The organism is Modestobacter sp. L9-4 (genome assembly GCF_019112525.1).
Lineage (GTDB): Bacteria > Actinomycetota > Actinomycetes > Mycobacteriales > Geodermatophilaceae > Modestobacter.
This window is the reverse complement of record NZ_CP077800.1, coordinates 2,143,682-2,167,108: the sequence shown is the minus strand read 5'-3', so window position 1 is coordinate 2,167,108 and position 23,427 is coordinate 2,143,682. Positions and strand designations below refer to the sequence as shown.

Sequence of the window (23,427 nt, the reverse complement as noted above, 5' to 3'; positions counted from 1 at the left end):
CCCGGCGAGAGGATCGCACCCATGAGCTCCGACCGCGCCGGCCAGCCCGCCCAGCCCTCCGACCTGGTCGACGTCCCCCACCTGGTGACGTCGTACTACTCGGTGGAGCCCGATCCGGCCGACGTCGCCCAGCAGGTCGTCTTCGGCACCTCCGGGCACCGCGGGTCCTCCCTGGACGGCGCGTTCAACGAGGCGCACATCCTGGCCACCACCCAGGCGATCTGCGAGTACCGCGCCCAGCAGGGGTACGACGGCCCGCTGTTCGTCGGCCGCGACACCCACGGGCTGAGCGAGCCCGCCTGGGTGAGCGCGCTGGAGGTGCTGGCCGCCAACGACGTCACCGTGCTGGTCGACTCCGCCGACCGGTACACCCCCACCCCGGCGGTCAGCCACGCCATCCTCACCGCCAACCGCGGGAAGACCACCGGGCTGGCCGACGGCATCGTCGTCACCCCCTCGCACAACCCGCCCCGCGACGGCGGCTTCAAGTACAACCCGCCCTCCGGTGGCCCGGCCGACACCGACGCGACGGGGTGGATCGCCCGCCGGGCCAACGAGCTGCTGGTCGCCGGGCTCGGCGGGGTGAAGCGGATCCCGTTCGCCCGGGCCCGCGCCGCCGCGCAGTCCTACGACTTCATGGGCACCTACGTCGACGACCTGCCCAACGTGCTCGACCTGGCCGCGGTCAAGAGCGCCGGCGTGCGCATCGGCGCCGACCCGCTCGGTGGCGCCAGCGTCGACTACTGGGGTGCCATCGCCGAGCGGCACGGCCTGGACCTCACCGTCGTCAACCCGCTGGTCGATCCGACCTGGCGCTTCATGACGCTGGACTGGGACGGCAAGATCCGGATGGACTGCTCGTCGCCGGCCGCCATGGCCTCGCTGATCAGTGCCAAGGACGACTACCAGATCGCCACCGGCAACGACGCCGACGCCGACCGGCACGGCATCGTCACCCCCGACGGCGGGCTGATGAACCCCAACCACTTCCTCGCCGTCGCGATCTCCTACCTCTTCGCCCACCGCCCCGAGTGGGGCGCCGGCACGGCGGTCGGCAAGACGCTCGTCTCGTCCTCACTGATCGACCGGGTCGTCGCCGACATGGGCCGGAAGCTCGTCGAGGTGCCGGTCGGCTTCAAGTGGTTCGTGCCCGGTCTGCTCGACGGGTCGGTCGGCTTCGGCGGCGAGGAGTCCGCCGGTGCCTCGTTCCTCCGCCGGGACGGCGGCGTGTGGACGACGGACAAGGACGGCATCCTGCTCGCCCTGCTGGCCTCGGAGATCCAGGCGGTCACCGGCAGCTCGCCCTCCCAGCTCCACTCGTCACTGACGGAACGGTTCGGCGAGTCGGCCTACGCGCGCATCGACGCAGCGGCCACCCGCGAGCAGAAGGCGGCGCTCGGCAAGCTCTCCCCCGACGCCGTCACCGCCACCGAGCTGGCCGGTGAGCCGATCACCGCCAAGCTCACCCGCGCCCCGGGCAACGACGCCGCCATCGGCGGGCTCAAGGTCGTCACCGAGAACGCCTGGTTCGCCGCCCGCCCGTCCGGCACCGAGGACGTCTACAAGGTCTACGCCGAGTCCTTCAAGGGCCCCGACCACCTGGCCCAGGTGCAGGTCGAGGCCCGCGAGGTGGTCAGCGCCGCCCTGAAGGGGTGAGTCGCACTGTGCGGCACGGCCGGGCGTTGGCAGACTCCCGGCCGTGACCGCATGGGAGCAGGGCCGACCGGACGACGGGCAGCAGTCGCAGGGCGCTCAGCCGCCCGGGCAGCCGTACGGCCAGCAGCCGTACCCGCAGCCCCAGTACCCGCAGCAGCCGTACGGCCAGCAGCCGTACCCGCAGCAGCCCTACGGACAGGCCCCCTACGGCCAGCCGTACGGGCAGCAGCCGTACGCGCCGTCCTGGGGCCCGGCCGGTCAGGCGCCCGGCTGGCAGCAGCCCGGCGTCGGGCCGTACGGCCCGGGGCGCCCCGGGCTGGCCACGGCCTCGGCCGTGCTCGCCATCGTCACCGGCAGCCTGACCGCGCTCGGCGGGCTCCTCATGCTCATCGCGGCGCTGACCGGGGACGGCGACCTGCCCACCTGGGTGCTGGCGCTCGGCCTGCCGGTGGGCGGCGTCCTGCTCGCCAGCGGCATCTGGCTGCTCGGCCGGCGCCGGGCCGACTGGGTGCTGTGGTCGTCGCTGGCCGCGGTCGCGGTGCTCGTGCTGGCCCTGCTCGGTGGCGCACTCACCCTCGACGGCGACGGCGCGATCGGCCTGCTGTTCTTCACCGTGTTCGCCTCGGTGCTGCCGATCGTCACGGCCTCGATGAGCTCACGGGGCGTCGTGCGCGAGTGGGCGTCCGCCAAGAGCTGATGGGTCAACCGGCCGGCGACTGCACCAGCGCGCCGTACCAGCCCAGGCCGGCGTAGGTCTCGTACCCCGGGGTGCGGGCGAAGCCGACCGTCCGGGCGCCGTCCGGGTGGTGGCCGGACGCCGCTCCCCCGGTGCGCAGCTCGACCCGCTCGCTGAGCACCCCGGCACCGTCGGAGGCGGCGAGCACCAGCCCGTCGGCGTCCAGGAGCAGGGCGCGCGTGCGGGCCCGCTCGTCGTCGTCCAGCCGGAGCCCGGCCAGGATGGCCGCGGTCTGCGGCGCCCAGTCGAAGAAGACGCCCAGCGCACCGACCACCTCGCCGTCCGTCTCCCCGCCGCGGCGGACGGCGGTGGCGTAGGTGGCCACCGTCGAGCCGAGCGCCGCCGAGGCGGTGACGTCCTCGACCGCGTAGGCGTCGCCGTCGGCGGTGGCCATCGCGTCGGTGAACCAGCGCTCCCCGCTCACGTCGCTGCCGACGACGCCGGGCCAGCGGTCGGGCGCGGCGTTGGCCAGCACCCGCCCGGACCGGTCGGTGATCCACAGGTCCAGGTAGACGGTGTAGTTGCGCAGGATGACCGCCAGCCGCCGGGACGCCGTCCGCGCCTCGGGGCCGGCCGGGGCGGCCGCGGTGGCGGCGTCGACGACGGCGGCGTCGGTGGCCCACCAGCGGACGTCGCAGGTGCGCTCGTACAGGTTGCGGTCGACCAGCTCGATCGCGGTGAGCGCCAGGTCGGCCAGCCGCTGCCCGCGCACCTGGGACACCAGCTCGGCGCCCAGCTGCTGCAGCTCGGCGACCGTGGGGCCCAGCTCCTCGGTCAGCCCGGTGCTGATGGCCGCCGCCCGCTCGGCGATCTGCTTGACCTCCTCGGCCACGACGGCGAACCCGCGGCCGGCCTCACCGGCCCGGGCGGCCTCGACGAGGGCGTTGAGCGCCAGCATCCGGGTCAGCCGGGCGATGGTGTCCAGCTCCTGGAGCCGGGACGACGACTGCGCCTGCACCTTCCCGGCCAGCGCGACGACTCTCTCCGGCACCTCACGACCCCTCGTGCCCTGGGCGCGTCCGGGGTCGGACGCGTGCCCGCACCCTCCGGATCGGCAGTGCGCAACCGGGTCTGCAGCCGGACCTCGTGACGTTGCGGTGAACAACTCCGCACGTCAGCGGCCCGGCGCGATCGTCCGAGCCTGCACTGCACGCCGTCCGCCCGCTCTGCACGTGCCGCAGCACGTGCAGAGCGGGCGGACGGCGTGCGATCAGCGCGGCCCTGTGGCGGGGTCCTCGCTCAGCTGACGTCGGCGTCGACCCAGTCCAGGGACTTGGTGACCGCCTTCTGCCAGTTGCGGTACAGCCGCTCGCGCTCCTCGGTGGGCATCGCGGGCTCCCAGCGCTTGTCCTCGGCCCACTTGGCGGTCAGCTCGTCCAGGTCGGACCAGAAGCCGACGGCCAGGCCGGCGGCGTAGGCGGCACCCAGCGCCGTGGTCTCGGCGATCTTCGGCCGGATCACCGGGACGTCGAGGATGTCGGCCTGGAACTGCATGAGCAGCTCGTTGCCGACCATCCCGCCGTCCACCCGCAGCTCGGTCAGGTCGACCCCGGAGTCGGCGTTCATCGCGTCGAGCACCTCGCGGGTCTGGTAGGCCGTGGCCTCCAGGACGGCGCGGGCCAGGTGGCCGCGGTTGACGAAGCGGGTGAGGCCGACGACGGCGCCGCGGGCGTCGGAGCGCCAGTGCGGCGCGAAGAGCCCGGAGAACGCCGGCACGAAGTAGGAGCCGCCGTTGTCCTCGACCTCGCGGGCCAGGGTCTCGATCTCCGGTGCGCTGGAGATCATCTTCAGGTTGTCGCGCACCCACTGCACCAGCGAGCCGGTGACCGCGATCGACCCCTCCAGCGCGTACACCGGCTTGGCGTCGCCGAGCTGGTAGCACAGGGTCGTGAGCAGCCCGTTCTTGCTCGGGACGGCCTCCTCGCCGGTGTTGAGCAGCATGAAGTTGCCGGTGCCGTAGGTGTTCTTGGCCATGCCCTTGGTGAAGCAGACCTGCCCGAACGTGGCCGCCTGCTGGTCACCGAGCGAGCCGGCGATAGGCACCCCGGCGAGGAAGCCGGACTTGCGGCCGACCCCGTACTCCTCGGAGTTGGACCGGATCTCCGGGAGCATGGACATCGGGATGCCCATCTCGGTGGCGATCTCGGGGTCCCAGGCCAGCGTGCGGTAGTCCATCAGCATCGTGCGGGAGGCGTTGGAGACGTCGGTGAGGTGCTTGCCGCCGTCGACGCCGCCGGTCATGTTCCAGATCAGCCAGGAGTCGATGGTGCCCATCAGGAGGTCGCCGCGCTCGGCGCGCTCCCGGGTGCCCTCGACGTTGTCCAGGATCCAGCGGACCTTGGGGCCGGCGAAGTAGGTGGCCAGCGGGAGGCCGACCTTGTCCTTGTACCGGTCGGCGCCGCCGCCCAGGGCGCCGAGCTGCTCGACGATGCCCGCGGTGCGGGTGTCCTGCCAGACGATGGCGTTGTAGACCGGCTCGCCGGTGGTGCGGTCCCAGACGACGGCGGTCTCGCGCTGGTTGGTGATGCCGACGGCGACGATGTCGGAGTTGCTCGCGTTGCCGCGGGCGAGGGCCTGGCCGACGACCTCGCGGGTGTTGGCCCAGATCTCCTTGGCGTCGTGCTCGACCCACCCGGCCCGCGGGAAGATCTGCTCGTGCTCCTTCTGCCCGACGGAGACGACGGCCCCGTCGTGGTCGAAGAGCATGCACCGGGTGCTGGTGGTGCCCTGGTCGATGGCTGCTACGTACTGCGGCATGGCGGTTCCTCCTTGCTGAGGAGGGCGGGAGTGGCCACCCCCGCCCCCTGGTGGGGTGGGGGAGGTCAGATGTGGACGAACTGGGCGAACAGGCCGGCGAGCGCGCCACCGATGAGCGGGCCGACGACCGGCACCCAGGAGTAGGCCCAGTTGCTGCCGCTCTTGTTCTTGATGGGCAGCAGCGAGTGCACGATGCGCGGGCCGAGGTCGCGGACCGGGTTGATGGCGTAGCCGGTCGGCCCGCCGAGGCTGGCGCCGATGCCGACGACCAGCAGCGCCACCGGGAGTGCACCGAGCTGGGCGGGGCTGTCCCCGAACCGCAGGATGACGTAGACCAGCACGAAGGTGCCGATGACCTCGGTGATGATGTTGTCCGGGGTGCTCTTGATCGCCGGGCCGGTGGAGAAGGTGCCGAGGATGGTGCCGGGGTCGGTCTCGGCCTCGTAGTGCTTGCGGAAGGCCAGCCAGGCGAGCACCGCGCCCAGCATGGCGCCGACCAGCTCACCGGCGAAGTAGGTCAGGGTCGAGCCGATGGTGATCGGCACGCCCGGGGCGTAGTCCGACGTCCCGCTCGCCCACAGCCCGACGGTGACCGCGGGGTTCAGGTGGGCTCCGGACGAGGCGGCGGCGTAGACGCCGGCGAAGACGGCGAGCCCCCAGCCGAAGATGATGACGATGTACCCGCCACCCAGGGCGCCGGACTTCGCCAGCAGGACGTTGGCGACCACGCCCACGCCCAGCAGGATCAGGATGGCGGTTCCGGTGACTTCACTGCCGAAGACGGTCAGCAGACTGACGGTGTCCACGCGTAGGCGCTCCTCACAACGGGTCCGCTGCACTGCGGACCGTGGATGTCCGACCTGGCACGGTGATGGCCGTCACCAGGTCGTGCTGCGGACCGTAGGAGTGATCATGTGACCCGGACAACACGCCCGGTGCGACATCGTCGGACGAGGCTCAGGGGGCGCCCCAGGCGATGCTGAGCTGCACCGCCCGCTCCCACCGCGGGTACTCGGCGGTCACGGCGGCCACCCGGGCCGGCGCCGGCGACCACTGGGCGGCTCGGTGCCAGTTGCGGCGCAGCGCCTCGACGTCCGACCACAGCCCCACGGCCAGCCCTGCGGCGTAGGCGGCGCCCAGCGAGACCGTCTCCCCCACCATCGGCCGCACCACCGGGGTGTCGAGGGCGTCGGCGACGAACTGCATCAGCAGGTTGTTGGTGGTCATCCCGCCGTCGACCCGCAGCGCCGGCAGGGACAGGCCGGAGTCCGCGGCCATCGCCCGGACGACGTCCCGGGTCTGCCAGCCGGTCGCCTCCAGCACGGCCCGCGCCAGGTGGCCCTTGGTGACGTAGGAGGTCAGCCCGGCGACCAGCCCGCGGGCCTCGCCGCGCCAGTGCGGGGCCAGCAGCCCGGAGAACGCCGGGACGACGTAGCAGCCGCCGTTGTCGGTGACGGTGCGCGCCAGCGTCTCGACCTCCGCGGCCGAGGCGATGAGCCCCAGCCCGTCACGCAGCCACTGCACCAGGGCGCCGGCCACCGCGACCGACCCCTCCAGCGCGTAGTGCACCGGCTCGCCGGCCAGCTGGTAGGCCACCGTGCTGATCGACCCCGAGCGGGTGCGCACCAGCTCGGTGCCGGTGTTCTGGAGCAGGAAGCTCCCCGTCCCGTAGGTGCACTTGGCCTCGCCCGGGGCGAAGCAGGTCTGCCCGAACAGCGCGGCCTGCTGGTCGCCGAGTGCGCCGGTGATGGGCAGCGCCGGCGACAGCGCGGTCGCCGTCCCCAGCAGGCCGACCGAGGGCCGGATCTCCGGCAGCATCGCGGCCGGGACGTCGAAGAAGGCCAGCAGGTCGGGGTCCCAGCGGCAGGTGCGCACGTCCATCAGCAGCGTGCGGCTGGCGTTGGTCACGTCGGTGACGTGCACGCCGCCGTCGGTGCCGCCGGTGAGGTTCCAGATCAGCCAGGTCTCCATCGTGCCGAACAGCAGCTGCCCGGCCTCGGCCCGCTCGCGGGCGCGCGGCACGTGGTCGAGGATCCAGCGCAGCCGGGGCCCGGAGAAGTAGCCGGCGATCGCCATGCCGCTGCGCTCGGCCACCAGCCCGGCGTCCGGGCGCGCGGCGAGGGCGGTGACCAGCTCGTCGGTGCGGGTGTCCTGCCAGACCAGGGCGCGGGTCACCGGCCGGCCGGTGTCCCGGTCCCAGACGACGGTGGTCTCACGCTGGTTGGCGATGCCCAGGGCCATCACCTCGCCGGTCCCCGGCACGTCGGCCAGCACCTGGGCGGCGGTGCGCTGCGTGTTCGCCCAGATCTCCATCGGGTCGTGCTCGACCCAGCCCGGGCGCGGGAAGTACTGGCGGTGCTCCCGCTGGCGCACCGCCACCATCCGCCCGCCCCGGTCGAAGACCAATGACCGCGTCGACGTCGTCCCCTGGTCGACGGCGAGCACGTACCGCTCAGGCACCGGGGGAGCCGAGCTCGCGGGAGACGGCGTGGGCGGCGTCGGTGACCATCGCCAGCACCAGGGGCCGCGGGACGCCGCGGGCGTCGAACAGCGCGCTGTGCGCCCCGCTGATGCCGAGTGCGGCCACCACCAGCCCACCGGCCCCGCGCACCGGTGCGGCGATGCCGCCGGTGCCGGGCTGGTGCTCGAGCCGGCCGGCGGCCCAGCCGCGGGCACGCACCTCGGCCAGCTCCGCGACGGCGGCCGGGGGCCGGGACGACGTCCGGGAGCCGGTGTGCGGGTGGCTGTGCGCCAGCAGCACCTTGCCCAGCGCGCTGCTGGGCGGCAGCGCGGTGCCCACCTCCAGCAGCTGGGCGGAGTCGTCGGGGCGGAAGACGTGGTGGACGACGACCACCTGGTCGTCGGCCAGGGTGGCCAGCCGGACGGCGTGCCCGCTGCGCGCGGCCAGCGCGTCGGCCCAGTTCGACGCCCGGGCGCGCAGCTCGTTGGCGTCGAGGGAGGAGCCCAGCCGGAGCAGCGCCGAGCCCAGGGAGTACCGGCCGGTGCCCGGGTCCTGCTCCACGAAGCCGACCAGCAGCAGGGTGCGCAGCAGGCTGTGCGCGGTGGTCTTCGCCAGCCCCACGGCCTCGGCGATGTCGGTGACCCCCAGCGTGCCGCCGGAGCCGGCCACCACGTGCAGGATCGCCGCGGCCCGCTCGATGGACTGCACGCTCCCGGGCACGGCGCGACCGTAGGCCATCCCGCGGCCCCGTGGAGTCACCCGGACTGTGCGACATCGTCGGACGGGAGGCCTCGGCGCGGGCCCGGACACCGACCTACCGTGGAGTGCAAGAGGCCACACCGACGTGTCCCGGGTCCGCCATGAGGAGCATCCCAGATGACCGCAGTCCCCCCGCTCGGCCCGCAGCAGCGCGCCGAGGCCTGGGCCGAGCTGGCCCGAGGCGAGTTCGAGGTCCTCGTCGTCGGCGGCGGGGTGACCGGCGCGGGTGTCGCGCTGGACGCCGCCACCCGCGGTCTGCGGACGGCGATGGTGGAGGCCCGCGACTTCGCCAGCGGCACGTCGTCGCGGTCGTCCAAGCTCTTCCACGGTGGCCTGCGCTACCTGGAGCAGTTCGACTTCGGCCTGGTCCGCGAGGCGCTGCACGAGCGCGACCTGTCGGTGAACCGGATCGCCCCGCACCTGGTCAAGCCGGTGCCCTTCCTCTACCCGCTGACCCACCGCGGCTGGGAGCGGCCCTACGTCACCGCCGGCCTGGCGCTGTACGACGGCCTGGCCCGCTTCGGTGCGCTGTCGGAGCCCATGCCCGGGCAGAAGCACCTGACCCGCACCGGCGCCCGCCGGATGTTCCCCGCGCTCAAGGAGCACGCGTTCGTCGGCGCGGTGCGCTACTACGACGCCCAGGCCGACGACGCCCGGCACACCCTGACCGTGGCCCGCACCGCGGCCGCCTACGGCGCGACCGTGCTGAACTCCGCCGAGGTCGTCTCCTTCACCCACGCCGGCGGCCGCGTCGTCGGTGCCCGGGTGCGCGACGTGGAGACCGGCCAGGAGGTCGACGTCCGCAGCGAGGTCGTCGTCAACGCCACCGGCGTCTGGACCGACGACCTGCAGACCCTGGTCGGCGGCCGCGGCCGGTTCCACGTGCGGGCCAGCAAGGGCGTGCACATCGTCGTCCCGCGCGACCGGATCAACGGCGAGGCCGGGCTGATCCTGCGCACCGAGAAGTCCGTGCTGTTCGTGATCCCGTGGGGCAGCCACTGGATCATCGGCACCACCGACACCGACTGGTCGCTGGACAAGGCGCACCCGGCGGCGTCGAAGGCCGACATCGACTACATCCTCGAGCACGTCAACGAGGTGCTCTCGGTGCCGATCTCGCACGCCGACATCACCGGCGTCTACGCCGGCCTGCGCCCGCTGCTGTCGGGTGAGGAGGAGTCGACCAGCCAGCTCTCCCGCGAGCACGCCGTCGCCCGGCCGATGCCCGGCGTGATCGCCGTGGCCGGCGGCAAGTACACGACCTACCGGCCGATGGCCGCCGACGCGGTGGACGCCGTGGCCGAGGACGTCACCCGGCGGGTGCCGCCGAGCGTCACCGAGGACATCCCGCTGGTCGGTGCCGAGGGCTACAAGGCGATGGTCAACTCCCTCGACACGCTCAGCGAGCGCTGGGGCATCCCGCACTTCGCCGCCGAGCACCTGCTCAACCGGTTCGGGTCGCTCACGCCGGAGGTGCTGGCCCTGGCCGACGCCGACAAGGCGCTCCTGCAGCCGGTGCCGGGTGCCGAGGAGTACCTGATGGTCGAGATGGTCTACGCCGCCGCGAACGAGGGCGCCCTGCACCTGGACGACCTGCTCGCCCGGCGCACCCGGATCTCCATCGAGACCCCGCACCGCGGTGTGGAGTCGGCCGAGCCGGTGGCCCGCGCCGTGGCCGGGGTGCTCGGCTGGGACGCCGAGCGCATCGCCAGCGAGGTCGACAGCTACCGGGCCCGGGTCGAGGCCGAGCGGCGGTCGCAGGAGGCCGCCGACGACCTGGCGGCCGACGCCGTCCGGCTCGCCGCCCCCGACACCCGCGCCGTCGCCGTCGGCCGCGCCCTGGCCTGACGCAGGACCCCCGTGGCGGGGCCCGGCACGGGGTGAGCTGAGCAGAGGCCGCCCACCCGCACCGACACCGGTGCGGGTGGGCGGCCTCTCCTCGTCCGGGACCGCGGCGCGGTGGGGGTCCGGGGTCCCGCGGACTCGATGCACCGCTGCATCCAATACAGTCCTGCATCGTGACCGACCCGGGGGCCGAGCGCCCCGGACGGCGCCGTGCGGCCACCGTGGAACGGCTGCTGGACGCCGCGCTGGAGACGTTCGCCGAGCGGGGGTTCGCCGCGGCCAGCGTCGAGGACGTCTGCCGCCGCGGCGGGTTCACCCGGGGCGCCTTCTACTCCAGCTTCTCCAGCAAGGACGAGCTGTTCGCCGCGCTCATGCACCGCGAGGTCGAGCGCGACCTGGCCCGGGCGACCGACATGCTCACCGGTCTGGGCGACGAGGCCGACCCGGTCACCTCCGCCGTCGACCGCAGCCTGGCCCTGTTCCGGGTCGGCCGGGTCTGGACGCTGGTCACCACCGAGTACGTGCTGCACGCCGCCCGGCACCCCGAGGCCGCCGAGGTGCTCCGTCGGTACCGGCGGCAGCTGCAGGCCAGCCTGGTGGAGCTGATCACCCCCGCCCTCGCCGAGGCCGGCCTGCACCTGCGGGTGCCGGCCGAGGAGCTGATGCGGGCGGTCTTCGCCCTGCACGCCGGCATGACCGTGCTGTCCCTCACCGACCCGGCCGAGGCCGACGGGCTGCGACGCGACGCGCTGCTCATGCTCGTCCGCGGCGCCGTCACCACCACTCCCCCCACCTCCCGACCCGGCTGATCCAGGAGAACCGATGTCCACCCTGCTGTACCGGCTGGGACGTGCCGCCTTCCGCCACCGCGTGCTCTTCTCCGCGGCGTGGGTGGTGGTGCTCGGCGCGGTCGTCGCCGCGCTCCTGACCATCGGCGGGGAGTTCGACGACGAGTTCACCATCCCCGGCTCGGAGTCCCAGGCCGCGCTCGACCGGCTCGCGCAGGCGTCCCCCGCTGCCGCCGGTGCCGGCGCGGACCTGGTCTTCATCGCCCCCGAGGGCGCCACCGTGGCCGACCCGCAGTTCGCCGCGGCCATCGGCCAGGTCGTCGCCGCGGCCGGGCAGGTGCCCGACGTCGCCGCCGTGCAGGACCCCTTCGCCGCGATGGCGGTCAGCCCCGACGGCCGGGCGGCGCTGGCCTCGGTGCAGTACGGCGTGAGCGCCGACCGGCTCTCCGGTGACGCCCTCGAGCAGCTCCAGCAGGCGTCGACGGCGGCCACGGACGCCGGCATGCAGGTCGAGGTGGGCGGCAACGCGTTCAACACCGGGGCGGTCACCGTCGGCCCCACCGAGCTCGTCGGCGTGGTCGTCGCCGTCCTGGTGCTCGTGCTGACCTTCGGGTCGCTGCTCGCGGCGGGCATGAACCTGCTGACCGCGCTGGTCGGCGTGGCCATCGGTCTGATCGGGCTCGTCGCGCTGTCCGGCGTCATCACGCTGTCCTCGACCGCCCCGACCCTGGCCCTGATGATCGGCCTGGCCGTGGGCATCGACTACACGCTGTTCATCCTGTCCCGGCACCGCTCCCAGCTGGCCGCCGGCATGGCGCCCGAGGAGTCGGCCGCCCGGGCCACCGGCACCGCCGGCTCGGCCGTCGTCTTCGCCGGGCTCACGGTGATCATCGCGCTCTCCGGGCTGGCCGTCGTGGGCATCCCCTTTCTCACCGTCATGGGCCTGGGCGCCGCCGGCACCGTGCTGGTCGCCGTCCTGGTCGCGCTCACCCTGCTGCCCGCCTTGCTGGGCTTCGCCGGCGCCCGGCTCACCCCGGCGCCCGGGTCGCGGGCCGCCCGCCGCGAGCAGGCACTGGCCGAGCACGCCGGGGCGCCGGCCCGCACCGGCGGTGCCCGCTGGGCCGCCCTGGTCACCCGGCGCCCGGCGCTCACCGCGGCGGTCTGCGTGGTCGGTCTGCTGGTCATGGCGGTCCCGGCGCTGCAGCTGCGGTTGTCCCTGCCCGACGCCGGCACCGCGCCGGCCGAGTCCACCGAGCGGCAGGCCTACGACGCGGTCAGCCGGTACTTCGGCCCCGGCGCCAACGGGCCGATCCTGGTCTTCCTCAGCGACCTCGACCCCGCCACCGCCGAGCAGACCGCGAACGAGGCGGCGGCGACCATCGGCGGCACCCCCACCGGGACGCCCGGGCAGTTCACCGGCGGACTGGCCGACGTCGTCTACGCCGCGCCCCGGCTCCTCCCCACCGGCACCGACGCCATCGTGCAGGTGGTCCCGGAGAGCGGCCCGCAGGAGGAGGCCACCACCGACCTGGTCACCGCGCTGCGGGACACCGGCCGCGAGCTGGAGGCCAGCACCGGTGCGCAGGTGGCGGTCACCGGCCAGACGGCGGTCGCCATCGACGTCTCCACCCGGCTCACGCGGGCGCTGCTGCCGTTCACGCTGGTCGTCGTCGGGCTGGCGCTGGTCCTGCTGCTGCTGGTGTTCCGCTCGGTGCTCGTGCCGGTCAAGGCGGCGCTGGGCTTCCTGCTGTCGGTGGGCGCCTCGTTCGGTGCCGTCGTCGCGGTGTTCCAGTGGGGCTGGCTGATGGACGTGTTCGGCGTGCCGGCGACCGGCCCGGTGATCAGCTTCATGCCGATCCTGCTGATGGCCGTGCTCTTCGGCCTGGCCATGGACTACGAGGTCTTCCTGGTCTCCCGGATGCGCGAGGAGTTCGTGCACGGTGGGGGTCCGCAGGAGTCGGTCGTGGCCGGCATGCGGCACGCCTCGCGGGTCGTCGTCGCCGCCGCGCTGATCATGTTCTCGGTCTTCGCCAGCTTCGTGCACATCGACGACGTGACGGTGAAGGCGATCGCCTTCGGCCTCGCCGTCGGTGTGCTGGTCGACGCGTTCGTCGTCCGGATGACCCTGGTGCCCGCCGTGCTGGCGCTGCTGGGGCGGTCGGCCTGGTGGCTGCCGCGCTGGCTGGACCGCGCCCTGCCCGACCTGGACGTCGAGGGCGCGAAGCTCGACGCCGCCCGCGAGCCGGCGCTCGCCGGGCGGGGCTGACGAGCCCGCCGGTTCCACGTGGAACCGGCGGGCAGGCCATGCTCGGGCCATGAGCGCCCCCACCACCGACGTCGTCGACCTCGTGCGCGAGCTGGTGCGCCGGCCCACCGTCTCCGGGGACGCCGGCCCGCAGCGGGAGGTGCTCGGCATCGTCACCGACGTGCTCACCGCCGCCTCCCCCCACCTGCACCGCCGGGACGGGACCGACCGGGACCAGCCGTGGACCCTGCTCACCTCACCCACGGACCCGGGGCGGCCGCGGCTGCTGCTGGCCTGCCACGTCGACACCGTGCCGGCCGCGGACCCCGGCTCGTGGCAGCGGGACCCCTTCGGGGCCGACCTGGACGGCGGCCGGGTCTGGGGGCGTGGGGGCTCGGACATGAAGGCCGGGCTGGTCGCCGCGGTCGCCGCGCTGGCCACCGCCCCGGCCGGGACGCCGGTGGCGCTGCTGCTCACCAGCGACGAGGAGATCGGCTCGCGCGGGGCCGCCGCCGCCGCTGCCGCCGTGTCCGAGCTCGAGGTCGGCGCGGTCGTGGTGCCCGAGGCGACCGGCAACCGGGTGGTGCTCGGCCACCGCGGCGCCCTGTGGCTGGCGGTCCGTGCCCAGGGCCGCGCGGCGCACGGCAGCACGCCGGAGCGGGGGCACAACGCGCTGCTGGACCTCGTCGCCGTCCTGGGCCGGGCCGGCGGCGTGCTCCCGCTGGCCGAGGAGCCCTTCCTCGGCCGGGAGACGTGGAACCCCGGGGTGATGCGCAGCGGCACGGTCCCGAACGTGGTGCCCGACTCCGCGGAGGTGGTGGTCGACCACCGGACCGTCGGGGACGGCGCGGCCCTGCTCGCCTGGTGGCGGGCGCAGCCGGAGGTCGCGGGGGTCGACGTCCTCGTGGACCTGCCCTCGGTGCGCACGCCCGCCGGCGACCCGTGGGTCGCCGGGCTCCCCGTCCCGGTCGAGTCCGCCCCGGCCACCTACTTCACCGACGCGTCGGTCCTGCAGCCGGTGGTCGGCCGGGCCCCGGTCGTCGTCTGGGGGCCCGGGACGCCGTCGGCGATGCACGCGGTCGACGAGCACGTCGAGGTCGCGGAGCTGCAGCAGGCCGCCGCCGCCTTCACCGAGGTGCTCCGCCGCTGGCCCGCCTGAGGTGCGCGTCCTGGGCCGGCTCAGCGCCCGGTGCTCTCCCGCACGGTGAGCGAGGGGGTCAGCGCCGTCCGGGACGGCGCGGCGTGCTCGTCGCCCAGCACACGCGACAGCAGGCGCACCGCCTCGGCGGCGATCTCACGCTGCGGCTGGTGCACGGTGGTCAGCGGGGGGTTGGACAGCGCGGCGAAGGGGACGTCGTCGAAGCCGGTGACGAGCACGTCCCCGGGCACCCGGACGCCGGCAGCGGTGCACGCCTGCAGGACGCCGAAGGCGATGAGGTCGTCGGCGCAGACCACCGCGTCCGGTCGCGGGCCCTCGCGGAGCAGCTGCTCGGCGGCCTGCCGGCCCCAGGCGATCGAGTACTCCCCGAGGTGCACCCCGGTCACGGCGATGCCCAGCCGGTCGGCGTGCCGGCGGAAGCCGGCGACCCGGAGCTCCGTCGAGGAGTTGGTGAGCCGTGAGCTGACGAAGGCGGCCGACCGGACCCCGCGGGCGGACAGGTGCTCCGCGACCAGGCCCAGCGCCGCGTCGTCGTCCACCCCCACCCAGTCGCTGTCGACGCCGGTGACGTACCGGTCGACCTGCACCAGGGGCAGCTCCTGCGCGGCCCGGTGGACGGCGGGGGTGCTGAGGCTGCCGTGGGCGGGGCTGATGATGATCCCGTCCACCTGCCGGGCCACCAGGCTGCGCAGCCGCTGGGCCTCCAGCCCGGGGTCGGACCGGGACGAGCAGAGGAAGAGCTGGCGGCCTGCCTCCTGGAGTGCGTGCTCGACGTGCTCGACCAGTCCGGTGAAGAACGGGTTGGTGATGCTGGGGACCACCATGCCGACCGTGTCGGTCCGGCTGCGCCGTAGCGCGCTGGCGATGCCGTTGCCGGCGTAGCCCAGCTCGTCGGCGGCGCGGCGGACCTGCTCGGCGACCGCCGGCGACACCGGCTTGGCGCCGGACAGCGCCCGCGAGACGGTGGCCGTGGAGACCTGCGCCCGCTCGGCGACGTCCCGGATGGTCACCCTCGCCACGCTCACCGTCCTCCCCGTCGTCGGTCCCGGCGGGACACGTCCCCATCCTGTCTGGTCCGGGTGGGCCGGGCGCGGGCGCGAGCCTCCACCGGACGGATGTCCGCGGGATGTCGAGGCGCTGACCACCGGAAACACGAATGTAAACGATTGCCTCTTGACGGACACCGGGGCTGGCCCGCTAGCGTTCGACAGGTCTTGCAATCGATTACATGAACGGGTGTGGACGTGTCAGCTCCGCTGGGTGTGTACCCCCGCAAGCCCTCCGCCATGGCCGAGCTCTTCGCCACGGAGAAGACGCTCATCGGCGCCGTGCACCTGCCCGCGCTGCCCGGGAGCCCGTCCTACCGCGGGCAGTCCGTGGCCGAGATCTGCCGCTTCGCGGTGGAGGAGTCGGCCACCTACGTGGGCAACGGCTTCGACTCGGTGATCGTGGAGAACCACTGGGACCTGCCCTTCCTCAAGCCCGGCGAGCACGGCTACGAGGTCGCGGCCTCGATGGGCGTGATCACCGCGGCGGTGGTCGCCGAGCTGGGCTCCCGGGTCGGCGTGAGCGTGCTGTCCAACGCGGGCACCTGCTCGGTCGCCGCCGCCTGGGCCGCCGGTGCCGGGTGGGTCCGGGTCAACCAGTGGGCCAACGCCTACGTGGCCAACGAGGGGTTCATCGAGGGTCAGGCCGCCCGCACGACGCGGTACCGGCACGAGATCGGAGCCGACCCGGTGAAGGTCTTCGCCGACGTCCACGTCAAGCACGGTGCCCACGCCATCGTCGCCGACCGGACGCTCGCCGAGCAGACCGAGGACGCGGAGTTCTTCGACGCCGACGTGCTCATCGCCACCGGCTCGCGCACCGGTCACGCCACCTCGGTCGAGGAGGTCGTGGGGATCCGGGACCACACGCAGCTGCCGGTGATCATCGGCAGCGGCATCGACCCGGGCAACGTGGCCGCGCTGCTGGCGGAGTGCGACGGCGCGATCGTGGCGTCCTCGGCCAAGGAGAACGGCCGCTGGTGGGGCCGCGCGGACGCGGAGAAGGTGCGCGCCGTGGCCCGGGCCGCCGGGAAGTGATCGTCTTCTGCGGGTACGCCAACCTGGACGTGGTCGGCCGGGTGCCCCGCTTCCCGCAGCCCGACGAGCGCGTGCACGCCACCGCGGTCGAGCACCTGCCCGGCGGCATGGCGGCCAACGCCGCCGTCGCGGCCGCACGGGCCGGTGCGGCGGTCGCCTTCGCCGGCGTGGTCGGCGACGACCCGCTGTCCGACCGGTTCCTGGCGCAGCTCGCCACCGAGGGGGTGGACACCGGCTGGACCGACCGCGGTGGCTTCCTCTCGACCGCGATCGTGCTGGTCGACGGCGCCGGCCGGCGGTCGGTGGTCAGCGAGGACGACGCGCTGGGTGGCGCTCACGTCTCCTCGGTCGCCGACCGGCTGGCCGCTGCCGGCGGCGGGCTGCTCTACCTCGACGGCTACCGCGCCGCGGAGCTCGGCGCCGCCGTGCGCCCCGGTGTCCCGCTCGCCGTCGACCTGGACGGCTGCGACGACCCGGCGACCGCGCTGGAGGCCGTCCGGCTGGCCGACCACGTCGTCGTCGGACGGGGCCGGCTCACCGGGCAGCTGGGCGTCCCGGCCACCGGGTGGGCGGAGCTGGCGCGCGCGGCCGGGACCGTGCTGGTCGTCACCGACGGAGCCCGCGGCTGGACGCTGCACGGTGCCGACGGGTCGTTCTCGCAGGGCAGCGCGCTGGCCGTGGACGTCGTCGACGACACCGGTGCCGGCGACTGCTTCGCGGGCACCTACCTGGCCGGGGTGGCCGGCGGGGCGGGTCCCGTGGCTGCGGCCACCCGCGCCGGGATCGCCGCCAGCCTGTCCTGCACCGTGCCGGGCGCCCGCGGCGCCCCCGCGCCCGCGCTCGTCGACGCCGCGCTGGGTGGCCCCTCGGTCCCCGCGCCGCCCGCCTGACCTCCCGCCGCTCCACCCGTCCCGCCGCAGCACCCGTCCCGCCGCTCCACCCGTCCCGCCGCACCACCGCTCCCCCGCACCGCGATCCGCACCGACCCGGCACCGCAACCTGGAGGACCCATGAACCGCTCCCTCGCCCTCGCCGCAGGCGCCTGCCTGTTCGCGCTCGCCGCCTGCGACAGCGCCCCGGCCCCGTCCGCCGGCCCGGCCGCGGCGCCCGCCTCGGGCAGCTCGGCGTCCGGCTCGCTCCCCGAGCCGTCGGCCCAGCCGGTCGGCTGCACGCCCACCGACGGCCCGATGAAGGTCGGGCTGGTCACGATCAACCTGCAGGCGCTGTTCTTCAACCAGATCAACCGGGCCGCGCAGGCGATGGCCGACGACCAGGGCGTCCAGCTGCAGATCATCAGCGGCAACGACGACTCGGTGACCCAGGCCAACGCGATCGACACCCTGGTCGCCAGCGGCGTGGACGCGATCATCGTCGACGCCATCGACACCGAGGGCATCAAGCCCTCGGTGCAGGCCGCCGACGCCGCCGGCATCCCGGTGGTCGCCGTGGACGCCATCGTCGACGACCCGGCGGTGAAGGCCCAGGTCGGCACGGCCAACGCCGACGGGGGTGCGGCCATGGGCAAGGCGCTGCTCGAGCAGTCCGGCGGACAGGGCGAGGTCGGCATCGTCGGGGCCCTGAACTCGACCATCCAGCTGGAGCGCCAGAAGGGCTTCGAGGACACCGTCACCGGTGGCGGCATGACCGTCGGCACGGTCGTCGACGGCAAGAACGTCCAGGAGACCGCCCAGTCGGCGGCGGAGAACCTGCTCACCGGCAACCCGGGCCTGGAGTACGTCTACGCCACCGGTGAGCCGGCGCTGATCGGCCTGGCGGCCGCCGTCCGCGGCCAGGGCGCCCAGGACCGCGTCGACGTCGTCGGCTGGGACCTCTCCGACCCGGCCGTCCAGGGGCTGCGGGACGGCTGGATCACCGGTGTCGTGCAGCAGCAGACCTTCGAGTTCGGCTACCGGGCGATGGCCGCGGCGATCGACCTCTCCTGCGGCAACCCGGTCGAGCGCGACCAGCCGGTGCCCACGGAGATCGTCACCCCGGACAACGTGGACGACTTCACGTTCTACCTGGCGGGCTGAGCGGTGAGCCTGCCCGACACGAGCAGCGACCTCCTCGTCGAACTCGCCGGGATCACCAAGTCCTACGGGCCGGTGAAGTCGCTGCAGGGGGTGGACCTGACCCTCCGGCGCGGCGAGGTCCTCGGCCTGGTCGGCGACAACGGCGCCGGCAAGTCGACCCTGATGAAGGTGCTGGCCGGAGCGGTGCAGCACGACGACGGCGAGATCCGGGTGCACGGCAGCCCGGTGCGCTTCGCCAACCCAGCGGACGCCCAGGCGGAGAAGATCGGCATCGTCTACCAGGACCTCGCGCTGTGCGACACCCTGGACGTGGCCAGCAACCTCTTCCTCGGCCGCGAGCCCAAGCGGGGGCCGTTCATCGACCGGGGCCGGATGCACCGGGACGCAGCCCGGATCCTGGCCGACCTGCACGTCAAGGTGACGAGCACCCACCAGGAGATCGGCACGCTGTCCGGCGGGCAGCGGCAGACCGTGGCCATCGCCCGGGCCGTGTCCTTCGCCCCGGACGTGCTCATCCTCGACGAGCCGACGGCGGCCCTGGCGGTCGCCGAGGTGGAGTCGGTGCTCCGGCTCATCGGCGAGGTCGCAGCCCAGGGGGTCGGGGTCATCCTGATCACCCACCGGCTGCAGGACCTGTTCCGGGTGTGCGACCGGATCACCGTCATGTACGAGGGGCGCAGCGTCGACGACGCGGCCATCGCCGACCTGGACATCGAGACCCTGGTCGGCCTCATCACGCGAACGCCTGCGCAGCCGCGTACCGAGGGGACCCGGGCATGACCACCACCGAGACCACCACCGCGCCCGAGCCCACCGTGGCCCGGCTGTCCCAGCAGCAGTCGTTCTGGCAGCGCACCAACAAGGCCACCCTGGTGATGGCCGGGGTCACCCTGGCCGTCTTCGTGTTCTTCGCCGTCGCCGACCCGAACTTCCTGACCTTCGCCAACCTGTCCAACCTGGCCACCCAGGTGGGGCCGGTGCTCATCGTCGCCGTGGCGATGACCTTCGTCATCACCGCCGGGCAGATCGACCTGTCGGTCGGCTCGATCGTGGCCTTCACGGCGGCGATCTCCGCGCAGCTGCTGGTGGCGGGCTGGGACTCCTCGCTGGTGATCGTGGCCGCGCTGCTCATGGGCCTGGGCTGGGGCCTGGTCAACGGCTGGTTCACCGCCTACCAGGGCATCCCGGCCTTCATCGTCACGCTGGCGACGCTGTCGGTGGTCCGCGGCATCGCGCTGTTCCAGACCGAGGGCTTCTCGGTGCCGATCGCCTCCTACACCCTCGTGGCGAAGCTCGGCACGGCGCGCTTCCTGGGGTTCTCGGCGACGGCCTGGATCGCGCTGGTCGTCGTGGTGCTGGGCTTCGTGCTGCTGCACGCCACCCGCTTCGGTCAGTACGTGATCGGCATCGGGTCGGCCCAGGAGTCCGTCCGCCGGGCCGGGGTGAACGTCAAGCTGGTCACGATGTGCGCGCTCGGCTTCTCCGGGCTGGCCGCAGGCCTGGCCGGGCTGCTCATCGCCGCCCGCCTGGGCTCGGGGTCGGCCAACAGCGCGCAGGGCTTCGAGCTGACCGTCATCGCCGCGGTCGTGCTCGGCGGCACCAGCCTGCTCGGCGGTCGCGGCACCATCGTCGGCACGCTGATCGGGGCCCTGCTCACGCAGGTCATCGCCAACGGGCTCACCCTGCTGTCGGTCAGCCCGTACCTGACCCCGATCATCACCGGCGCGGTGCTGGTGCTGGTGGTCTGGATCAACCTGCGCGGCAAGGACCTCGGCTGGTTCCTCCGACGGCTCACCTCCGGCCGGTGACCGCCGTCCGCACCGTCACCGGGGACGTCGACGCGGCGGCCCTGGGACTGGTGCTCCCGCACGAGCACCTGGTCAACGACAACGCGGTCGCCTTCCGCCCGGCGCCGGACCCGCGGCTGCGGGCACTGCTGGACGCCCCCGTGTCGGCGGACCTGGCCTGGCTGCTGTCCGACCACCCCTACGAGAACGCGGACAACTGCCGGCTGGACGACGCCGAGGCGATGGCGGCGGACCTGCGCACGTTCGCCGCCGTCGGCGGGCGGACCGTCGTCGACCTGACCCCGCCGGGCATCGGCCGTGACCCCGAGCGGCTCCGCGAGCTGTCCCTGGCCACCGGCGTCCAGGTGGTGATGGGGTCGGGCTGGTACCTGCAGGCCACCCACCCGCCGCAGGTGGCCACGTCGACGGCCGACCAGCTCGCGGCCGAGCTGGTCGCCGAGTTCGACCCGGCGCACGAGCTGCGGCCCGGTGTCATCGGGGAGATCGGGGTCTCCCCCGCGTTCACCGACGACGAGCGCCGGGCGCTGCGGGCCGCCTGCCGGGCCCAGCGGGAGGTCGGGGTGCCGCTGTTCGTGCACCTGCCCGGCTGGCAGCGCCGCGCGCACGAGGTGCTGGACCTCGTGGTGGACGAGGAGGGGGTCGACCCCGGGGCCGTCGTGCTCTGCCACATGGACCCCTCCGGAGCCGACCGGGACTACCAGCGGTCCGTCGCCGAGCGGGGCGTCGTCTGCGAGTTCGACATGGTCGGCATGCCGTTCGACTACCCCGGCGAGGGCCAGTCCCCCGCACCGGCCGAGACGGCGGCCGCCGTCGCCGCCCTGGTCGCGGCCGGTCACGGCGACCGGCTGCTGCTCTCCCACGACCTGTTCCTCAAGGCGATGCTCAGCCGCTTCGGCGGCAACGGGCTCGCCTACGTCCCCGTCGTCTTCGCCGACCGGCTGCGCCGCAGCGGGCTCGACGGGGACGCGGTGACCGACCTGATGACCACCAACCCGCGCGCGCTGTTCGAGCGCGCCTCGAGAGGACTCTGACGTGGCCCGCATCCTGATCGCCGGCGAGAGCTGGATGACCACCTCCACCCACGTGAAGGGAGTGGACGAGTTCTCCGTCCACTCCTACGTCGAGGGCGTCGGGCCGCTGCGCGACGCGCTCACCGCCCGCGGGCACGACGTCGTCCACCTGCCGGCGCACCTGGTGCCCACGCAGTTCCCCGGGGACGCCGCCGCGCTGTCGGCCTACGACCTCGTCGTCCTCTCCGACATCGGCGCCAACTCGATCCAGCTGTCCCCGCAGGTGTTCGAGCGCTTCCAGCCCGGGGAGGACCGGCTGGCCGCGCTGCGGACCTGGGTCGGCGACGGCGGTGCGCTGCTCATGATCGGCGGCTACCTGTCCTTCAGCGGGTTCCAGGCCCGGGCGGCGTTCCGGCAGACGGTGCTGGCCGACGTGCTGCCGGTGGAGATGCTCGCCGAGGACGACCGGGTGGAGGCCCCCGCGGGCGTGCTGCCGACCGTCGCCGACCCGGACCACGCGGCCCTGGGTGGCGCCGGGGCGCAGTGGCCCGCGCTGCTGGGCTACAACCGGGTGGTCGCCAAGGCCGGGGCCGAGGTGCCGGTCCTGGTGGGCGCGGACCCGTTGGTCGCGCTGGGCACCTTCGGCAGCGGGCGGGCCGGGGCGTTCACGTCCGACTGCTCCCCGCACTGGGCACCGCCGGCCTTCTGCGAGGAGTGGCCGGGCTACGCCGACCTGTTCGACGGGCTGGTGCGCTGGCTGGTGCGCGGGTGACCTCCCGGTCCGCGGCCCTGGTCGACCGGAACGCCGCGCTGCTGGACCGGGCCTGCGGCATCCGGTTCGTCCGCGAGGCCACCGACGGCACGCTCGGCGCCGGCGACCTCGCCCGGTACCTGCTGGTGGAGGAGGCGTTCGTGCTGACCGCCTCCCGGGTGCTCGGCCGGGTGGTCTGGGAGTCGACCACCTGGTCGGACCTGCTGCCCTCCGCCCGCTCGCTGACCAACCTCGTCACCGAGCAGCGGGACTACTTCGCCGGGGTGCGGGAGAGGCACCCGGCGACCGGCGGGGAGGCCGCGCTCGCGCGGGCCCAGGTGCTCTCGGACGTCGTCCTGCAGCAGGTCGCCGACGGCGGGCGCCCGGCCGCGCTGACCGGGATGCTCGCGGCCGAGACCATGTACGCGCGCTGGTGCACCGCTGCGGCGGCGCAGCCGGCGCCCCGCGACCCGGACCTGCAGGCGTGGGTGCAGCTGCACGCCGAGCCGGTCTTCCTGGGCCAGGTCGACGCACTGCGGCGCGACGTCGACGTCCTGGATCCCGGTGCCGTGGACGACGCCGACCTGGACCGCTGGTTCACCGCCGTCCTCGAGGCGGAGATCGCCTTCCACGACGCGGTGCACGCCTGACCGCCGGGTGCCGGCCGGCACCCGGCGGCCGGCGGCGCGGGAGCCCGGGCCGCGTGGTGGGATCAGCGGGTGACCGCCGAACCGGACGTCCCCGCCCAGGTGATCGACCCCCGGGTGATGCGCGACGTGCTCGGGCACTTCGCCTCCGGCGTGACCGTGGTGACGGCGATCGGCGCCGACGGGCCGGTCGGGTTCACCTGCCAGTCGTTCAGCTCGCTGTCGCTGGACCCGCCGCTGGTCACCTTCGCCCCCGCGCGCACCTCGACCACCTGGCCACTGCTGCGCCGGGCCGGCCGGTTCTGCGTCAACGTGCTGGCCGACGACCAGCAGGCGCTGTCCGGGCAGTTCGCCCGCTCCGGCACCGACAAGTTCGCCGGGGTGGGCTGGGCACCCAGCGCCCAGGGCTCACCGGTGCTCGACGGGGTCGTGGCCTGGATCGACGGCGAGCTGTGGGCCGAGTACGAGGGCGGCGACCACACGATCGTGGTGGCCCGGGTCCTCGGCCTGGGCGCCGACGCCGCGCGCTCCCCGCTGCTGTTCCACCGCGGCGGCTACGGCGTCCGGTCCGCGCTGCTCGACCCGGGCGCCTGACGGAGGACCCGCTGCCCCACCGCCCGCGAGCTCGCGGCGGGCCCCTGCAGCGGGGCCGTCAGGCGAAGCGGACGGCGGTGACGAGGACCCCGCC

Annotated in this window: 21 protein-coding genes; 15 read left to right on the top strand and 6 right to left on the bottom strand. The window is 74.2% G+C overall.

Annotation, left to right across the window (positions count from 1 at the left end; genetic code table 11):
• The first annotated feature begins 21 nt into the window (after positions 1–21).
• On the top strand, positions 22–1,656 hold the full coding sequence (pgm, locus tag KUM42_RS10215) for a phosphoglucomutase (alpha-D-glucose-1,6-bisphosphate-dependent) (protein ID WP_237491933.1): 1,635 nt from the start codon (positions 22–24) through the stop codon (positions 1,654–1,656).
• A gap of 43 nt (positions 1,657–1,699) precedes the next feature.
• Positions 1,700–2,353 carry a hypothetical protein gene (locus KUM42_RS10210; RefSeq protein ID WP_237491931.1) on the top strand — a complete coding sequence of 218 codons (654 nt, stop codon included), beginning with the start codon at positions 1,700–1,702 and terminating at the stop codon, positions 2,351–2,353.
• A 4-nt stretch (positions 2,354–2,357) separates the two neighbouring features.
• Here the strand turns inward: KUM42_RS10210 and KUM42_RS20275 are convergent, their stop codons facing one another.
• The 5 genes from KUM42_RS20275 to KUM42_RS10185 form a co-directional block, all read right to left on the bottom strand.
• The gene (locus KUM42_RS20275; RefSeq protein WP_304610694.1) at positions 2,358–3,383 is read right to left on the bottom strand and encodes a methyl-accepting chemotaxis protein; all 1,026 of its coding nucleotides are present in this window, start codon (positions 3,381–3,383) and stop codon (positions 2,358–2,360) included.
• 248 nt (positions 3,384–3,631) lie between these two features.
• The gene (glpK, locus tag KUM42_RS10200) at positions 3,632–5,149 is read right to left on the bottom strand and encodes a glycerol kinase GlpK (protein WP_237491930.1); all 1,518 of its coding nucleotides are present in this window, start codon (positions 5,147–5,149) and stop codon (positions 3,632–3,634) included.
• 65 nt (positions 5,150–5,214) lie between these two features.
• Positions 5,215–5,955: an MIP/aquaporin family protein gene (locus tag KUM42_RS10195; protein ID WP_237491928.1), complete on the bottom strand. Its 741-nt coding sequence runs from the start codon at positions 5,953–5,955 to the stop codon at positions 5,215–5,217.
• A gap of 151 nt (positions 5,956–6,106) precedes the next feature.
• Positions 6,107–7,609, bottom strand: a complete 1,503-nt coding sequence (gene glpK / locus KUM42_RS10190) for a glycerol kinase GlpK (protein ID WP_237491926.1) — start codon at positions 7,607–7,609, stop codon at positions 6,107–6,109.
• On the bottom strand, positions 7,602–8,330 hold the full coding sequence (locus KUM42_RS10185) for an IclR family transcriptional regulator (RefSeq protein WP_237491924.1): 729 nt from the start codon (positions 8,328–8,330) through the stop codon (positions 7,602–7,604). Before KUM42_RS10185 ends, glpK (KUM42_RS10190) begins: the two co-directional genes overlap by 8 nt.
• A gap of 156 nt (positions 8,331–8,486) precedes the next feature.
• On the opposite strand from KUM42_RS10185, the gene KUM42_RS10180 reads away from it, so the two are divergent.
• The 4 genes from KUM42_RS10180 (at position 8,487) to KUM42_RS10165 (ending at position 14,406) form a co-directional block, all read left to right on the top strand.
• Positions 8,487–10,217, top strand: a complete 1,731-nt coding sequence (locus KUM42_RS10180; RefSeq protein ID WP_237491922.1) for a glycerol-3-phosphate dehydrogenase/oxidase — start codon at positions 8,487–8,489, stop codon at positions 10,215–10,217.
• Positions 10,218–10,387: 170 nt separating this feature from the next.
• Positions 10,388–11,023 (top strand): TetR/AcrR family transcriptional regulator, encoded by a 636-nt coding sequence (locus KUM42_RS10175; RefSeq protein ID WP_237491920.1) that lies wholly within the window; start codon positions 10,388–10,390, stop codon positions 11,021–11,023.
• A 13-nt stretch (positions 11,024–11,036) separates the two neighbouring features.
• Positions 11,037–13,268: an MMPL family transporter gene (locus KUM42_RS10170; RefSeq protein WP_237491919.1), complete on the top strand. Its 2,232-nt coding sequence runs from the start codon at positions 11,037–11,039 to the stop codon at positions 13,266–13,268.
• 49 nt (positions 13,269–13,317) lie between these two features.
• Positions 13,318–14,406 carry a M20 family metallopeptidase gene (locus KUM42_RS10165; protein WP_237491917.1) on the top strand — a complete coding sequence of 363 codons (1,089 nt, stop codon included), beginning with the start codon at positions 13,318–13,320 and terminating at the stop codon, positions 14,404–14,406.
• A 20-nt stretch (positions 14,407–14,426) separates the two neighbouring features.
• On the opposite strand, the gene KUM42_RS10160 is transcribed toward KUM42_RS10165, so the two are convergent.
• Positions 14,427–15,425: a LacI family DNA-binding transcriptional regulator gene (locus KUM42_RS10160; protein WP_237491916.1), complete on the bottom strand. Its 999-nt coding sequence runs from the start codon at positions 15,423–15,425 to the stop codon at positions 14,427–14,429.
• 225 nt (positions 15,426–15,650) lie between these two features.
• On the opposite strand from KUM42_RS10160, the gene KUM42_RS10155 reads away from it, so the two are divergent.
• The 9 genes from KUM42_RS10155 (at position 15,651) to KUM42_RS10115 (ending at position 23,333) form a co-directional block, all read left to right on the top strand.
• Positions 15,651–16,490: a BtpA/SgcQ family protein gene (locus KUM42_RS10155; protein WP_237491913.1), complete on the top strand. Its 840-nt coding sequence runs from the start codon at positions 15,651–15,653 to the stop codon at positions 16,488–16,490.
• Positions 16,487–17,380 (top strand): carbohydrate kinase family protein, encoded by an 894-nt coding sequence (locus KUM42_RS10150; RefSeq protein WP_237491912.1) that lies wholly within the window; start codon positions 16,487–16,489, stop codon positions 17,378–17,380. The genes KUM42_RS10155 and KUM42_RS10150 overlap by 4 nt, the downstream gene beginning before the upstream one ends.
• 120 nt (positions 17,381–17,500) lie before the next feature.
• Positions 17,501–18,523: a substrate-binding domain-containing protein gene (locus KUM42_RS10145; RefSeq protein WP_237491910.1), complete on the top strand. Its 1,023-nt coding sequence runs from the start codon at positions 17,501–17,503 to the stop codon at positions 18,521–18,523.
• A 3-nt stretch (positions 18,524–18,526) separates the two neighbouring features.
• Positions 18,527–19,303: an ATP-binding cassette domain-containing protein gene (locus KUM42_RS10140; RefSeq protein WP_237491909.1), complete on the top strand. Its 777-nt coding sequence runs from the start codon at positions 18,527–18,529 to the stop codon at positions 19,301–19,303.
• On the top strand, positions 19,300–20,331 hold the full coding sequence (locus KUM42_RS10135) for an ABC transporter permease (RefSeq protein ID WP_237491907.1): 1,032 nt from the start codon (positions 19,300–19,302) through the stop codon (positions 20,329–20,331). The genes KUM42_RS10140 and KUM42_RS10135 overlap by 4 nt, the downstream gene beginning before the upstream one ends.
• Positions 20,328–21,362 carry a phosphotriesterase gene (locus tag KUM42_RS10130; RefSeq protein WP_237491906.1) on the top strand — a complete coding sequence of 345 codons (1,035 nt, stop codon included), beginning with the start codon at positions 20,328–20,330 and terminating at the stop codon, positions 21,360–21,362. The genes KUM42_RS10135 and KUM42_RS10130 overlap by 4 nt, the downstream gene beginning before the upstream one ends.
• Before the next feature lies 1 nt (position 21,363).
• Positions 21,364–22,113: a glutamine amidotransferase gene (locus KUM42_RS10125; protein ID WP_237491904.1), complete on the top strand. Its 750-nt coding sequence runs from the start codon at positions 21,364–21,366 to the stop codon at positions 22,111–22,113.
• Positions 22,110–22,742, top strand: coding sequence for a TenA family protein (locus tag KUM42_RS10120; protein ID WP_237491902.1), 633 nt, complete (start codon positions 22,110–22,112; stop codon positions 22,740–22,742). Before KUM42_RS10125 ends, KUM42_RS10120 begins: the two co-directional genes overlap by 4 nt.
• 69 nt (positions 22,743–22,811) lie before the next feature.
• Complete coding sequence (locus KUM42_RS10115) at positions 22,812–23,333, top strand: flavin reductase family protein (RefSeq protein ID WP_237491900.1); 522 nt, start codon at positions 22,812–22,814, stop codon at positions 23,331–23,333.
• Positions 23,334–23,427 lie beyond the last annotated feature (94 nt).

Excerpts from the sequence above, each read along its gene's own strand:
- pgm (WP_237491933.1), top strand. The coding sequence starts at position 22 with ATGAGCTCCGACCGCGCCGGCCAGCCCGCCCAGCCCTCCGACCTGGTC.
- glpK (WP_237491930.1), bottom strand. The coding sequence starts at position 5,149 with ATGCCGCAGTACGTAGCAGCCATCGACCAGGGCACCACCAGCACCCGG.
- KUM42_RS10180 (WP_237491922.1), top strand. The coding sequence starts at position 8,487 with ATGACCGCAGTCCCCCCGCTCGGCCCGCAGCAGCGCGCCGAGGCCTGG.
- KUM42_RS10170 (WP_237491919.1), top strand. The coding sequence starts at position 11,037 with ATGTCCACCCTGCTGTACCGGCTGGGACGTGCCGCCTTCCGCCACCGC.
- KUM42_RS10165 (WP_237491917.1), top strand. The coding sequence starts at position 13,318 with ATGAGCGCCCCCACCACCGACGTCGTCGACCTCGTGCGCGAGCTGGTG.
- KUM42_RS10145 (WP_237491910.1), top strand. The coding sequence starts at position 17,501 with ATGAACCGCTCCCTCGCCCTCGCCGCAGGCGCCTGCCTGTTCGCGCTC.
- KUM42_RS10135 (WP_237491907.1), top strand. The coding sequence starts at position 19,300 with ATGACCACCACCGAGACCACCACCGCGCCCGAGCCCACCGTGGCCCGG.